Below are 14,744 nucleotides of genomic sequence, written 5' to 3'. Positions count from 1 at the left end.
GACCTCTCTCAAGCCTCAAGAAAGGTGCGGACCCGGCGTGGCCGACCGTCTCATCGTCCGTGGCGCTCGCGAGCACAATCTCAAGAACGTCTCGCTCGACCTCCCGCGTGACTCACTCATCGTCTTCACCGGGCTCTCGGGGTCGGGCAAGTCGTCGCTCGCGTTCGACACGATCTTCGCCGAGGGACAGCGCCGGTACGTCGAGTCGCTGTCCTCCTACGCCCGTCAGTTCCTGGGCCAGATGGACAAGCCCGACGTCGACTTCATCGAGGGCCTCTCCCCGGCCGTCTCGATCGACCAGAAGTCCACCTCGCGCAACCCGCGCTCCACCGTCGGCACGATCACCGAGGTCTACGACTACCTCCGGCTGCTCTTCGCCAGGATCGGCAAGCCGCACTGCCCCGAGTGCAGCCGGCCCATCTCGCGCCAGTCGCCGCAGGCCATCGTCGACAGGGTGCTGGAGCTCCCCGAGGGCAGCCGCTTCCAGGTCCTCTCGCCGCTCGTGCGCGAGCGCAAGGGGGAGTTCGTCGACCTCTTCTCCGACCTCCAGACCAAGGGGTACGCGCGCGCCAGGGTCGACGGGCAGACCGTCCAGCTCACCGACCCGCCCAAGCTGAAGAAGCAGGAGAAGCACACCATCGAGGTGGTCGTCGACCGCCTCACCGTCAAGGACAGCGCCAAGCGCCGGCTCACGGACTCCGTGGAGACGGCCCTCGGCCTCTCCGGCGGCATGGTCGTGCTCGACTTCGTGGACCTCCCCGAGGACGACCCCGAGCGCGAGCGGATGTACTCGGAGCATCTGTACTGCCCGTACGACGACCTGTCCTTCGAGGAGCTGGAGCCCCGCTCCTTCTCCTTCAACTCGCCGTTCGGCGCCTGCCCCGACTGCACCGGCATCGGTACGCGCATGGAGGTCGACCCCGAGCTGATCGTCCCCGACGAGGAGCGGTCGCTCGACGAGGGCGCGATCCACCCGTGGTCCCACGGCCACACCAAGGAGTACTTCGGGCGGTTGATCGGAGGGCTCGCCGACGCGCTCGGCTTCAGCACCGACATGCCGTGGGCCGGACTGCCGCAGCGCGCCAAGAAGGCCCTGCTGTATGGGCACAAGACCCAGGTCGAGGTGCGCTACCGGAACCGGTACGGCAGGGAGCGGGCGTACACCACCCCGGCGTTCGAGGGCGCGGTCTCCTTCGTGAAGCGGCGCCACAGCGAGGCCGAGAGCGACGCCAGCCGCGAGCGTTTCGAGGGCTATATGCGCGAGGTGCCCTGCCCGACGTGCGAGGGCACCCGCCTCAAGCCGATCGTCCTCGCGGTCACGGTGATGGAGAAGTCCATCGCCGAGGTCTCCGCGATGTCGATCAGCGACTGCGCCGACTTCCTCGCGCAGCTGAAGCTGGACGCCCGGGACAAGAAGATCGCCGAGCGGGTTCTGAAGGAGGTCAACGAGCGGCTGCGGTTCCTCGTCGACGTCGGCCTCGACTACCTGTCGTTGAACCGCGCCGCGGGCACCCTCTCGGGCGGCGAGGCCCAGCGCATCCGGCTCGCCACCCAGATCGGCTCCGGTCTGGTCGGTGTGCTGTACGTGCTGGACGAGCCGTCCATCGGACTGCACCAGCGCGACAACCACCGGCTCATCGAGACGCTCGTCCGCCTGCGCGACATGGGCAACACGCTGATCGTCGTCGAGCACGACGAGGACACCATCAAGCACGCCGACTGGGTCGTCGACATCGGCCCGGGCGCGGGCGAGCACGGTGGCAAGGTCGTCCACTCCGGCCCGCTGAAGCAGCTCCTCGGCAACAAGGAGTCGATGACCGGGCTCTACCTCTCCGGCAAGCGGTCCATCCCGACGCCGGACATCCGGCGGTCCGTGGACCCGGCCCGCCGGCTGACGGTGCACGGCGCGCGGGAGAACAACCTGCGGGACATCGACGTGTCGTTCCCGCTCGGCGTCTTCACGGCCGTCACCGGAGTCTCCGGATCCGGAAAGTCCACGCTGGTCAACGACATCCTGTACACGCATCTGGCGCGCGAGCTCAACGGCGCCAAGTCGGTGCCGGGACGGCACACCCGCGTCGACGGCGACGACCTCGTCGACAAGGTCGTGCACGTCGACCAGTCGCCCATCGGGCGTACGCCCCGGTCCAACCCGGCGACGTACACCGGCGTCTTCGACCACGTCCGCAAGCTCTTCGCCGAGACGATGGAGGCGAAGGTGCGCGGCTATCTGCAGGGCCGCTTCTCCTTCAACGTCAAGGGCGGCCGGTGCGAGAACTGCTCCGGCGACGGCACGATCAAGATCGAGATGAACTTCCTGCCGGACGTGTACGTCCCGTGCGAGGTCTGCCACGGTGCGCGGTACAACCGGGAGACCCTGGAGGTCCACTACAAGGGCAAGTCCATCGCCGAGGTGCTGGACATGCCGATCGAGGAGGCACTCGGCTTCTTCGAGGCCGTGCCGACGATCGCCCGCCACCTCAAGACCCTGACCGAGGTCGGCCTGGGGTACGTCAGGCTCGGGCAGCCCGCGCCGACGCTGTCGGGCGGTGAGGCGCAGCGCGTGAAGCTGGCCAGCGAGCTCCAGAAGCGGTCCACGGGCCGCACGGTCTATGTGCTGGACGAGCCGACGACCGGTCTGCACTTTGAGGACATCTCCAAGCTGATCACGGTGCTGTCCAACCTGGTCGACAAGGGCAACACGGTGATCGTCATCGAGCACAACCTCGACGTCATCAAGACCGCGGACTGGGTCGTCGACATGGGCCCCGAGGGCGGCAGCGGTGGTGGCCTCGTGATCGCCGAGGGCACGCCGGAGCTGGTCGCGGGCGTCCCCGCCAGCCACACGGGCAAGTTCCTGCGGGACATCCTCGGTGCCGAGCGCATCAGCGACGCGGTGCCGCCGCAGACCCGCAAGTCGGCCCCGCGGCGCAAGACGGTGGTGGCGGCGAACTCCACGGCCACGAAGAAGGGGGCGACGGCCACCACCTCCACGAGCAAGGCGCGGGCCGGCCGCAAAGCCTGAGCCCGGCGCCCCGAGCCCTGCGGCCACCGGCCCCGGCCGCAGGTTCAGGCCCCCCGTCACGGCCGTCGGCCGAGACGGGGGGCCGTTGCTCTTCCGCGGCCCTGGCCCCGGCCCCGGCGCCCGCGCGCGGCGCAGCAGCCGTCGCGGCTACTCCAGCTCCGCGGCGAACGGCGGCTCCGCGCCGGTTCGGGAGCAGGTCGTGGCGGCGGCACGGGCCGCGAAGGTGAGGACCTCGGCCCAGGCGGGGGCCGGCAGGACGGTCAGGGCGCCCGATGAGAGGGCGCCACGGCGCGACAGGTCGTGCAGGAGCGCCGCGTTGACCGTGTCACCCGCGCCGATGGTGTCGGCGACGCGTACCGGGGTCGCCGGAACGGAGACCTCCGGCCCCTCTCGTGTGAAGACCGTGAGCCCCCGCTCGCCGCGGGTCAGCACCACCGCCTCCGGGCCCGCGCCCGTGAGCCACCGCTCCGGGCCGCCGCCGAGCCACTTCGCGTCCTCCTCGGAGAGCTTCAGCAGCGACACCGACGGCAGCCAGCCCGCGAACCGTGCCCGATACGCGTCGGGGTCCGGGATCAGCCCCGGCCGGATGTTCGGGTCGAGCAGTGTGAAGACCCCCCGCGCCGCCTCACGCCGCAGCAGGGCCTCGTACGCGGTCGCTCCCGGCTCCAGCACCAGCGAACAGGTCCCGAGGGCCAGCGCGCGCACTTCGGCCGGCAGCGGGGGCGGCAGCTCGAAGAGCCGGTCCGCGCTGCCGGCCGCGTAGAAGCCGAACCCCGCCGAGCCGTCCGCCCCGATCGCGGCGACCGCGAGCGTCGTCGGCTCAGGTCCGCGCTGCACCAGCGCCGTCCCGATGCCCGCCGCGCGCAGCCCGTCCAGCAGCGCCTCGCCGAAACCGTCCGTCGAGACCCGGGAGCAGAAGGTGACGGGTGCGCCGAGCCGCCCGAGGGCGACGGCCGTGTTGTACGGGCCGCCGCCGAGGCGCGGCAGCAGCGCGGGCAGCGGTTCGTCCCGTGGCCGGCCGCCGGACGCGGCCCGCTGCGGGACCAGATCGATCAGGGACTCACCGGCGACGACGATCACGGCGAAAAACGTAACTCATCATTCCGCTCGGCGGCAGTACGCATCCGGCCACCACCCCGCCCCTCGCCACCGCCAGGCCCCGGCCCCGGCCACCGCCCCGTTGCCCCGGCCACTGCACCCCGGCCCCGGGCGCCTCGATCTGCGCCGGTATCGTCGGGTCTGCACCGGCGGGTCCGCCATCGGGACCAGCACCACCCGCCATCCCCACCCGCCACCCCCACCCGCCACCCCCACCCGCCACCCCCACCCGCCACCCCCACCCGCCACCCCCACCCGCCACCCCCCCCCGACCAGTGGAGACCCCATGTCCGGCCAGCCCGCCGCCCGCCGCACCGTGCTGAAAGGCGTCGCCCTCGCCGGGGCCGCCGGGCTGGGCGCCGCCGCCTGCTCCACCGAGTCCAAGCTCGGCCACGCCCAGGTCCCGACGCCGACCGCGCCGGTCGACCTCGGTGCCGCGGACGCCGTCCCGGTCGGCGGCACCCGGCTCTACCGCGAGCAGCGCCTCGTCGTGCACCGCCCCGCGGAGGGCGAGTACCGGGCGTTCAGCGCCCAGTGCACCCACGCGGGCTGCGTCCTGGACAAGGTGGAGGGCACCGAGGGCAACTGTCCCTGCCACGGCAGCCGCTTCGACGTCACCACCGGGGAGGCCGTGCGCGGCCCGGCGACCGTGCCGCTCCCCGAGGTCCCGGTCACCGTCGAGGGCGGAAAGCTCGTCGCGGGCCCCCAGGCGTAACCGCCGTCCCCAGCGCCTGGGCAGGACTCCGGGCGGGCCCGCTCTGTCGGTGTCCGCCAGTAGGGTGGGCGGCATGGCAGACCCCTCCAGCTACCGTCCCAAGCCGGGACAGATCCCCGACTCGCCAGGGGTCTACAGGTTCCGCGACGAGCACCGCCGCGTGATCTACGTCGGCAAGGCGAAGAGCCTGCGGCAGCGGCTCGCCAACTACTTCCAGGACCTGGCGAGTCTGCACCCGCGCACGCGCACGATGGTCACGACCGCGGCCTCCGTGGAGTGGACGGTCGTCGCCACCGAGGTGGAGGCGCTTCAGCTGGAGTACTCCTGGATCAAGGAGTACGACCCCCGCTTCAACGTCAAGTACCGGGACGACAAGAGCTATCCGTATCTCGCGGTGACGATGAACGAGGAGTTCCCGCGGGTCCAGGTGATGCGCGGCGCCAAGAAGAAGGGCGTGCGCTATTTCGGCCCCTACGGGCACGCGTGGGCGATCCGCGAGACCGTCGACCTGATGCTCCGGGTCTTTCCCGTACGGACCTGCTCCGCCGGGGTGTTCAAGAACGCCGCGCGGACCGGCCGGCCCTGTCTGCTCGGCTACATCGGCAAGTGCTCGGCCCCCTGCGTGGCGCGGGTGACCCCGCAGGTCCACCGCGAACTGGCCGAGGACTTCTGCGACTTCATGGCCGGCCGCACCGGCACCTACATCCGCCGCCTGGAGAAGGACATGCTGACGGCGGCCGAGGAGATGGAGTACGAGCGGGCGGCCCGGCTCCGCGACGACATAGAGGCCCTCAGGCGGGCCATGGAGAAGAACGCGGTGGTGCTGGCCGACGCCACCGACGCGGATCTCATCGCCGTCGCCGAGGACGAGCTGGAGGCCGCCGTCCAGATCTTCCACGTGCGGGGCGGGCGGGTGCGCGGCCAGCGCGGCTGGGTCACCGACAAGGTCGAGGCGGTCGACACCGCCGGCCTGGTCGAGCACGCCCTTCAGCAGCTGTACGGGGACGAGACCGGTGACGCGGTCCCCAAGGAGGTCCTCGTCCCGGCCCTCCCCGACGATCTCGCCGCGGTCACCCAGTGGCTCGGCGACCGGCGCGGATCGGCCGTCTCGCTGCGCATCCCGCAGCGCGGCGACAAGAAGGACCTGATGGAGACGGTCGGGCGCAATGCGCAGCAGGCCCTCGTCCTGCACAAGACGAAGCGCGCCAGCGACCTCACCACCCGCTCCCGGGCCCTGGAGGAGATCGCGGAGGCCCTGGAGCTGGACTCGGCGCCGCTGCGGATCGAGTGCTTCGACATCTCGCATCTCCAGGGCGAGGACGTGGTGGCCTCCATGGTCGTCTTCGAGGACGGGCTGCCGCGAAAGAGCGAGTACCGGCGCTTCCAGATCAGGGGCTTCGAGGGCCAGGACGACGTCCGGTCGATGCACGAGGTGATCAGCCGCCGCTTCAAGCGCTATCTCGCCGAGAAGGAGAAGACGGGGGAGTGGACCGCCGAGGACGGCCTGAGCGCCGGGCCCGGCGGGAACGGCGAGGTGGCACCGACCACGGCCGCGGAGGAGAACGGCAGGCCGAAGCGGTTCGCGTACCCGCCGCAGCTCGTGCTCGTCGACGGCGGGCAGCCGCAGGTCGCCGCCGCCCAGCGGGCCCTGGACGAGCTGGGCATCGACGATGTCGCGGTGTGCGGGATCGCCAAGCGGATGGAGGAGGTCTGGCTGCCGGGCGAGGACGACCCGGTCGTGCTGCCCCGCTCCAGCGAGGGGCTGTACCTGATACAGCGCGTCCGCGACACGGCACACGACTTCGCGATCCGCTACCAGCGCTCCAAGCGCACCAAACGGCTGCGGACCAGCCCGCTCGACGCCGTGCCCGGTCTGGGCGAGACCCGCAAGCAGGCTCTGATCAAGCACTTCGGCTCGGTGAAGCGGCTGCGGCAGGCGACAATCGAGCAGATCTGCGAGGTGCCGGGGATGGGACGGAAGACGGCGGAGTCCGTCGCCGTGGCCCTGGCCCGGGCGGCCCCGGCCGCGCCCGCCGTGAACACGGCGACAGGAGAGATCATTGAAGACGACGCGGACGGCCGGGCACCGGCGGCAGACATCAGCGAGGACGGGGGAAGCACGGAATGACCAGCCAGGACAGAAGCGGGCAGGGCGGCGGCAGCGGTCGGCACGAGAGTGCTGAGCAGGGCGGCGCCGACCGGGCCGCGGCCGCACAGGCCGGGGCCGGGCCGTCTGGCGCCGGGCAGGAAGGCGCCGGGCAGGAAAGCGCCGGGCAGGAAGGCGCCGGGCAGCACGAGCGCACGGACCGATCGGACCGATCGGACCGATCGGACCGATCAGAACACGGAGCAGGAGACGTGAGTACGGGTACGACGACCGAGTCCGGGCAGGCCGCCGACGCGGCCATCCCCGAGCTGGTGATCATCTCCGGAATGTCGGGAGCCGGCCGCAGCACCGCGGCGAAGTGCCTGGAGGACCTCGGCTGGTTCGTCGTGGACAACCTGCCGCCCGCGCTGATCCCCACCATGGTGGAGCTCGGCGCCCGGTCCCAGGGCAACGTGGCCAGGATCGCCGTCGTCGTGGACGTCCGCGGCCGGCGGTTCTTCGACAACCTCCGCCAGTCCCTGGCGGACCTCGACGCCAAGCAGGTCCGGCGGCGGATCGTGTTCCTGGAGTCCTCCGACGACGCCCTGGTCCGCCGCTTCGAGTCCGTACGCCGTCCGCACCCGCTGCAGGGTGACGGCCGGATCGTCGACGGCATCGCCGCCGAGCGGGACCTGCTGCGGGAGCTGCGCGGCGACGCCGATCTGGTGATCGACACCTCCAGCCTCAACGTCCACGAGCTGCGGGCCAAGATGGATGCCCAGTTCGCGGGCGACGAGGAGCCCGAGCTGCGGGCCACCGTCATGTCGTTCGGCTACAAGTACGGCCTGCCGGTCGACGCCGACCTGGTGGTGGACTGCCGCTTCCTGCCGAACCCGCACTGGGTCCCGGAGCTGCGCCCCTTCACCGGCCTGAACGAGGAGGTGTCGGCCTACGTCTTCGATCAGCCGGGCGCCAAGGAGTTCCTCAACCAGTACACCGAGCTGCTCCAGCTGATCGCGGCGGGCTACCGCCGTGAGGGCAAGCGGTACGTGACCATCGCCGTCGGCTGCACCGGCGGCAAGCACCGCTCCGTCGCCATGTCCGAGAAGCTCGCTGCCCGTCTCGGTTCCGAGGGGATCGAGACCGTCGTCGTCCACCGGGACATGGGGCGCGAGTGACCGGACGCAATCTCCGTCTGCGCCGGCTCCGGGGCAGCGACAGCCTCCGCGCCGGTCGCAGACGCGGCGCCCAGCCCAAGGTCGTCGCACTCGGCGGCGGAATGGGGCTCTCGGCGTCGCTCGCGGCCCTGCGCCGTATCACCGGCGATCTCACCGCCGTCGTCACCGTCGCCGACGACGGCGGTTCCAGCGGCCGGCTCCGGGAGGAGCTCGGCGTGCTGCCGCCCGGCGATCTGCGCAAGGCGCTCGCGGCGCTCTGCGGTGACGACGACTGGGGCCAGACCTGGGCCAGGGTCATCCAGCACCGCTTCCAGTCGAAGGGCGACCTGCACGAGCACGCGGTCGGCAATCTGCTGATCGTCGCCCTGTGGGAGCAGCTCGGCGACCATGTGCAGGCGCTGGACCTGGTCGGCAGGCTGCTGGGCGCGCACGGACGGGTGCTGCCGATGTCCGCCGTGCCGCTGGAGCTCCAGGCGCTGGTCAAGGGCCATGATCTGCAGTGGCCGGACCGGATCGAGACGGTCCGGGGACAGGCGACCGTCGCCCTCACCCCGGGCGAGGTGCAGTCCGTCCACCTCGTGCCGAACGACCCCCCGGCCGTCCCGGAGGCCGTCGCGGCCGTGCTCGACGCGGACTGGGTGGTGCTGGGTCCGGGCTCCTGGTTCTCCTCGGTGATTCCGCATCTGCTCGTGCCCGAGCTGCTGGACGCGCTGGTGGAGACGAAGGCCCGCCGCGTTCTCTCGCTCAACCTCGCGCCGCAGCCCGGAGAAACGGAAGGCTTCTCTCCGCAGCGTCATTTGGAGGTTTTGGGACGACACGCCCCTAAACTCGCCCTGGACGTGGTGCTGGCCGACGAGGCCGCCGTGCCCGACCGCGAGTCCCTCGCCGACGCCGCGAAGCGGCTCGGAGCCGCGGTCGAGCTGGCGCCGGTGGCCAGGCCCGACGGGGCTCCGCGGCATGACCCGGAGCTGTTGGCCGCCGCGTACGACCGTATTTTTCGGATGCATGGAAGGATCGGCCCATGGCGATGACGGCAGCGGTGAAGGACGAAATCTCCCGGCTCCCCGTCACCCGGACCTGCTGCAGAAAGGCGGAGGTCTCGGCGATCCTTCGGTTCGCGGGCGGGCTGCACCTGGTCAGCGGCCGCATTGTGATCGAGGCGGAGCTGGACACGGGTATCGCGGCGCGCCGGCTCCGCAAGGACATCCTGGAGATCTTCGGGCACTCGTCGGACCTGGTGGTGATGGCGCCCGGCGGGCTGCGGCGCGGCTCGCGGTACGTCGTACGGGTCGTGGCGGGCGGCGACCAGCTGGCCCGGCAGACCGGACTCGTCGACGGCCGGGGCCGGCCGATCCGCGGGCTGCCCCCGCAGGTCGTCTCCGGCGCCACGTGCGATGCCGAGGCGGCGTGGCGCGGGGCCTTCCTGGCGCACGGCTCGCTGACCGAGCCCGGCCGCTCGTCCTCGCTGGAGGTCACCTGCCCGGGCCCGGAGGCCGCGCTCGCGCTCGTCGGCGCGGCACGGCGGCTCTCGATCGCCGCGAAGGCCCGTGAGGTGCGCGGCGTCGACCGCGTCGTGGTCCGCGACGGCGACGCGATCGGGGCGCTGCTGACCCGGCTCGGGGCGCACGAGTCGGTGCTGGCCTGGGAGGAGCGCCGAATGCGCCGCGAGGTCCGCGCCACGGCGAACCGCCTGGCCAACTTCGACGACGCGAACCTGCGCCGCTCGGCGCGTGCGGCGGTGGCCGCGGGGGCGCGGGTGCAGCGTGCGCTGGAGATCCTCGGCGAGGAGGTCCCCGAGCACCTCGCGGCTGCGGGCCGGCTGCGCATGGAGCACAAGCAGGCGTCGCTTGAGGAGCTGGGGGCGCTCGCGGACCCGCCGCTGACGAAGGACGCGGTGGCGGGCCGGATCCGGCGGCTGCTGGCGATGGCGGACAAGCGGGCGCAGGACCTGGGTATCCCGGGCACGGAGTCCAGCCTGACGGAGGAAATGGCCGAGGGCCTGGTGAGCTGACCCGCCGGGGTGCGCGGGCTGCGGGGCTGGGCCCCGTGGGTCCCGGTCGCCTTGATCGTCCCGGCTGTCCCGGTCGCCTTGGCCGCCCCGGTCGCGTCGGTCGTCCCGGTTGCCCCGGGCCGGCGCGGGCGCCTGCGGCTGCCGCCGGTGGGCGGTGGGGCGGGGCCCCTCCGGTTCGGCTCCTCGGAGGAGGCGCCTTGTCTCTGCCGTCCCGTCGCCACCCTCTGCGGGCCGACCTGCCCCGGGATGCGTCGCCGGCTGCGGGCCGCGTCTCCGGTCTCGCCGGAGTGTGAGACGCGGGGGGTCCGGGGGCGCGCCCCCCGGAAGCGGGGCGGCAGGCGTTCCCCCAAGTGGGCGTCGGAGGCGGCGACATGGGTGTGGCGCTATTGACATGATCATGAGGTGTGACGAGCCTGGCATCTGTTTTCTTTCGCGACAGACGACAGCAAGGGGGGCCAATGAGACGCACCGCGAGATCGATCCTCGCCGCCACCTCACTCCTCATCGCCGCACTCGCATCCGCACCTCTCGCCCAGGCCGACCCTGGCCCCGCGGGCGGGGACGACGCCGACCTCTCCGTATGGCATGCGAAGGTCACCAAGGCGCAGGTGCCACTTCTCCTCGCGGCCGGTGCCGACAGCCATGAACTGACCGAGCAGGTACCCGACAAGGGCACCGCCACCATCGAGCTGTACCTCACCGACGACCAGGCCGGTGACCTGCGTGAACAAGGCGTGGCGGTGGCCGAGCACACCGTCCCCGCCGCGGCGCGGCAGCGCGTCGCCGCTGCCGGGGACGGAGTCTTCCGCCCGTACAGCGGCAAGGGCGGCCTCCGCGAGGAGATCCTCGAAACCGCCCGCGCCAACCCCTCCCTCACCAAGGTCGTGAGCATCGGCAAGAGCCTGAAGGGCCAGGACATCCTCGCCCTCAAGCTCACCAAGGGCGCCAAGCAGTACCGCGACGGCGCCAAGCCGGCCACCCTCTACCTCTCCAACCAGCACGCCCGTGAGTGGATCACCCCGGAGATGACCCGGCGGCTGCTCCACCACTACCTCGCGAACTACGGCAAGGACCCGCGCGTCACCGGCATCGTGGACAGCAGCGAGCTGTGGTTCGTGCTCTCCGCCAACCCCGACGGCTACGACTACACGCACGCGCCCGACGGCGACCGCCAGTGGCGCAAGAACCTCCGCGACAACAACGGCGACGGGAAGACCACCCCGGGCGACGGCGTCGACCTCAACCGCAACTTCGCCTACAAGTGGGGCTACGACAACGAGGGTTCGTCCCCCGACCCCGCCGACGAGACCTATCGCGGTACGGGTCCGGGCTCGGAGCCCGAGACCAAGGCGCTCGACGCCTTCCAGAAGCGCATCGGCTTCGAGTACGGCATCAACTACCATTCCGCCGCCCAACTGCTGCTCTACGGCGTCGGCTGGCAGGTCGCGTCCCCGACCCCGGACGACGTCCTCTACAAGTCCCTCGCCGGTACACCGGAGAAGTCCGCCGTCCCGGGCTACCGCCCGCAGCTCTCCTCCGAGCTGTACACCACCAACGGCGAGGCGGACGGCCATGCCGCCAACGTCAACGGCACGATGATGTTCACCCCGGAGATGTCGACCTGCGCCACCGCCTCCCGGGTGGACCCCGACGACCCCTGGGAACCGGGCGACTGCGCCTCCGTCTTCACCTTCCCCGACGACGAGAAGCTGATCCAGCAGGAGTTCGCCAAGAACATCCCCTTCGCGCTCGCCGTCGCCGAGAGCGCCGCCCATCCCGACCGGCCGTCCTCGCCGGTCGGCATCGAGGCCCCGGACTTCACCCCGGACGCGTTCGCGGTCTCGTACGCACGCGGCGACCAGGAGGTCTCCGTCACGGCCCGCAGGTCCCTGCGCGACAAGGAGCTCAACTACCGCATCAACGGGGGCCGCACGCACGACGAGGACCTCAGCGCCTGGAAGGGCGGCGAGATCTTCGGCGGTGAGGACAACCTGCGCTTCGACCAGTACCGCGCCGACGTCGAGGACGCGGGGCCCGGCGACACGGTCGAGGTCTGGTTCACCGGCCGCACCCGGGACGGCAAGCGGGTCTCCAGCACCCCGTTCACGTACACCGTCGCCGAACGGCCCCGCGCCGACACCCTCGTCGTCGCCGAGGAGGGAGGCACCGCCGCCGCCCGGCATCCGGCCGCCTACACCCAGGCGCTCGCCGCCAACGGTCACCGCGCCGCCGTCTGGGACGTCGCCACCCAGGGCACGCCGCACGCGCTCGGCGTCCTGTCCCACTTCGACACCGTCGTCTGGTACACCGGCGCGGGAAAGCCGTCGGGACCCGTGATGCTCGCCGTCCGCGACTTCGTCAACGAGGGCGGCAAGCTGATCAACGCCGGTGAGGAGAACGGCGGCGCCGTCGACATCGGCCGCGCCGACTCCGACGACTTCGCCCAGTACTACCTCGGGGCGTACCGCCGCGCCGGACTCACCTCCCCGCCCGGCTTCGCCGGCACCGGGCCCTTCGCCGGCACGAAGGCCGTCCTCGGGGACGCCGCGGGCAATTCGCTGGACGCGGCGGGCGCGTACACCGTCACCTCCGACACCCTGAAGCCGGACGAGTTCCCGCAGTTCCGCAGCAGCGCCGCAGGCGACTACCCGGGCGTACGGACCCCCTTCGAGCCGTACGAGGGCACGAGCTTCGCCGCGGCCCTGCACGCCGACGACTCCTGGACGCGCCTGAGCCGGACCGTCGACCTCACCGGCACGGCGGCCGCGGCGCGGCCCACCCTCCGGTTCCAGCTCAGCTACGACACCGAGGGGGACTACGACAACGTGGTCGTCGAGGCCCGCACCGCGGGCCAGGACGACTGGACGACGCTCCCCGACGCCAACGGCGGCACCACCACAGGGACGCCCGCCCAGTGCGAGGAGGGCTTCTACATCAACGGGCACCCGTTCCTCGCGCACTACCTCACCATCCAGGGCGACAGCTGCGCGCCCACCGGTACCACCGGCGCCTGGAACCGCTTCACCGGCAGCTCCAACGGCTGGCGGCCGGTCGCCGTCGACCTCAGCGCCTACGCGGGCAAGCAGGTCGAACTGTCCCTCTCCTACATCTCCGACCCGGGCACCGGCGGCCTCGGTGTCTTCGCCGACGACATGAGCCTCGTCATCGACGGCACCCCGCAGGACGACGAGGGCTTCGAGACCTCCCTCGGCCCCTGGAGCGTGACCGGACCGCCTCCCGGCAGCCCGGGGAACGGCGCGGCCTGGGGCCGCTCACCCGCCCTGTTCCACTCGTACGCGGCCGTCACCACGCGCGACACCGTGCTCCTCGGCTTCGGCCTGGAACACGTGGCGAGCGCGGCCGAACGCAAGCAGGTGATGGGCAGGGCGCTCGCCGCCCTGCACCGCTGATCACCTGGCCTGATCAGGTGAGCGCGGGGCGGCTCGTACTCCTACTGGGGGGTACGGGTCGCCCCGCCGCGTCCTGGGCCGTTCGATGTCACTTCGGGCACCCTGGGGAGGTAGGGTCGTAGGCGGTCGGGGACATCCCTATAAAACTCGCCGGCGTCGAAACCGGCGTACCTAACGAGGAGATCGGTTCGTGACGATCCGCGTAGGCATCAACGGCTTTGGCCGCATCGGTCGTAACTACTTCCGCGCGCTGCTGGAGCAGGGTGCTGACATCGAGATCGTGGCTGTCAACGACCTGGGTGACACCGCGACCACTGCTCATCTGCTGAAGTACGACACCATCCTCGGCCGCCTCAAGGCCGAGGTCAGCCACACAGCCGACACCATCACGGTCGACGGCCACACCATCAAGGTGCTCTCCGAGCGCAACCCGGCCGACATCCCCTGGGGCGAGCTGGGCGTCGACATCGTCATCGAGTCGACCGGCATCTTCACGAAGAAGGCCGACGCCGAGAAGCACATCGCCGGTGGCGCGAAGAAGGTCCTCATCTCGGCTCCGGCCACCGACGAGGACATCACCATCGTCATGGGCGTCAACCAGGACAAGTACGACGCGGCCAAGCACCACGTCATCTCCAACGCCTCCTGCACCACCAACTGTGTGGCGCCGATGGCCAAGGTCCTCGACGAGAGCTTCGGCATCGTCAAGGGCATGATGACCACCGTCCACGCGTACACGAACGACCAGCGCATCCTGGACTTCCCGCACAAGGACCTGCGCCGCGCCCGCGCCGCCGCGGAGAACATCATCCCGACCTCCACCGGTGCCGCGAAGGCCACCGCGCTGGTCCTTCCGCAGCTCAAGGGCAAGCTGGACGGCATCGCCATGCGCGTCCCGGTCCCGACCGGCTCCGTGACCGACCTGGTCCTGGAGCTCGACCGCGAGGTCACCAAGGACGAGATCAACTCCGCCTTCCAGAAGGCCGCCGAGGGCCAGCTGAAGGGCATCCTGGAGTACACCGAGGACCCGATCGTCTCCTCGGACATCGTCAACTGGCCGGCTTCCTGCACCTTCGACTCGAAGCTGACCATGGTCCAGGGCAAGCAGGTCAAGGTCGTCGGCTGGTACGACAACGAGTGGGGCTACTCCAACCGCCTCGTCGACCTGACCGTCTTCGTCGGCGGCAAGCTCTGATCTCCGGCCGGTAGGCACCTCGATGT

At 71.3% G+C, this 14,744-nt stretch carries 9 protein-coding genes; 8 read left to right on the top strand and 1 reads right to left on the bottom strand.

The window, feature by feature from the left end; translation table 11 throughout:
- Positions 1–37: 37 nt before the first annotated feature.
- Positions 38–3,025 (top strand): excinuclease ABC subunit UvrA, encoded by a 2,988-nt coding sequence (gene uvrA, locus KK483_RS07315; protein ID WP_262004394.1) that lies wholly within the window; start codon positions 38–40, stop codon positions 3,023–3,025.
- A 147-nt stretch (positions 3,026–3,172) separates the two neighbouring features.
- Here the strand turns inward: uvrA and KK483_RS07310 are convergent, their stop codons facing one another.
- Positions 3,173–4,105: a carbohydrate kinase gene (locus KK483_RS07310; protein ID WP_262004393.1), complete on the bottom strand. Its 933-nt coding sequence runs from the start codon at positions 4,103–4,105 to the stop codon at positions 3,173–3,175.
- 304 nt (positions 4,106–4,409) lie between these two features.
- On the opposite strand from KK483_RS07310, the gene KK483_RS07305 reads away from it, so the two are divergent.
- The 7 genes from KK483_RS07305 (at position 4,410) to gap (ending at position 14,718) form a co-directional block, all read left to right on the top strand.
- Positions 4,410–4,838: a Rieske (2Fe-2S) protein gene (locus KK483_RS07305; RefSeq protein ID WP_262004392.1), complete on the top strand. Its 429-nt coding sequence runs from the start codon at positions 4,410–4,412 to the stop codon at positions 4,836–4,838.
- Between the two features lie 73 nt (positions 4,839–4,911).
- Positions 4,912–6,966 carry an excinuclease ABC subunit UvrC gene (gene uvrC / locus KK483_RS07300; protein ID WP_262004391.1) on the top strand — a complete coding sequence of 685 codons (2,055 nt, stop codon included), beginning with the start codon at positions 4,912–4,914 and terminating at the stop codon, positions 6,964–6,966.
- 230 nt (positions 6,967–7,196) lie between these two features.
- The gene (rapZ, locus tag KK483_RS07295) at positions 7,197–8,102 is read left to right on the top strand and encodes an RNase adapter RapZ (protein ID WP_262004390.1); all 906 of its coding nucleotides are present in this window, start codon (positions 7,197–7,199) and stop codon (positions 8,100–8,102) included.
- Positions 8,099–9,133: a uridine diphosphate-N-acetylglucosamine-binding protein YvcK gene (gene yvcK, locus KK483_RS07290; RefSeq protein WP_262004389.1), complete on the top strand. Its 1,035-nt coding sequence runs from the start codon at positions 8,099–8,101 to the stop codon at positions 9,131–9,133. Before rapZ ends, yvcK begins: the two co-directional genes overlap by 4 nt.
- Positions 9,124–10,113, top strand: coding sequence for a DNA-binding protein WhiA (gene whiA, locus KK483_RS07285; protein WP_262004388.1), 990 nt, complete (start codon positions 9,124–9,126; stop codon positions 10,111–10,113). Before yvcK ends, whiA begins: the two co-directional genes overlap by 10 nt.
- Before the next feature lie 458 nt (positions 10,114–10,571).
- The gene (locus KK483_RS07280) at positions 10,572–13,523 is read left to right on the top strand and encodes a M14 family metallopeptidase (protein ID WP_262004387.1); all 2,952 of its coding nucleotides are present in this window, start codon (positions 10,572–10,574) and stop codon (positions 13,521–13,523) included.
- Between the two features lie 190 nt (positions 13,524–13,713).
- Entirely contained in the window at positions 13,714–14,718 is a 1,005-nt protein-coding gene (gap, locus tag KK483_RS07275; RefSeq protein ID WP_262004386.1) for a type I glyceraldehyde-3-phosphate dehydrogenase, read from the top strand.
- The last annotated feature ends 26 nt before the right edge of the window (positions 14,719–14,744 follow it).

It is taken from the genome of Streptomyces sp. FIT100, assembly GCF_024584805.1.
In the GTDB taxonomy this organism is placed as follows: Bacteria; Actinomycetota; Actinomycetes; order Streptomycetales; family Streptomycetaceae; genus Streptomyces.
This window is presented reverse-complemented; position numbering and strand designations above follow the sequence as displayed.

Bases quoted from the DNA above. Each gene is read 5' to 3' on its own strand.
- KK483_RS07305 (WP_262004392.1), top strand. From the start codon at position 4,410: ATGTCCGGCCAGCCCGCCGCCCGCCGCACCGTGCTGAAAGGCGTCGCC.
- whiA (WP_262004388.1), top strand. From the start codon at position 9,124: ATGGCGATGACGGCAGCGGTGAAGGACGAAATCTCCCGGCTCCCCGTC.
- KK483_RS07280 (WP_262004387.1), top strand. From the start codon at position 10,572: ATGAGACGCACCGCGAGATCGATCCTCGCCGCCACCTCACTCCTCATC.
- uvrC (WP_262004391.1), top strand. From the start codon at position 4,912: ATGGCAGACCCCTCCAGCTACCGTCCCAAGCCGGGACAGATCCCCGAC.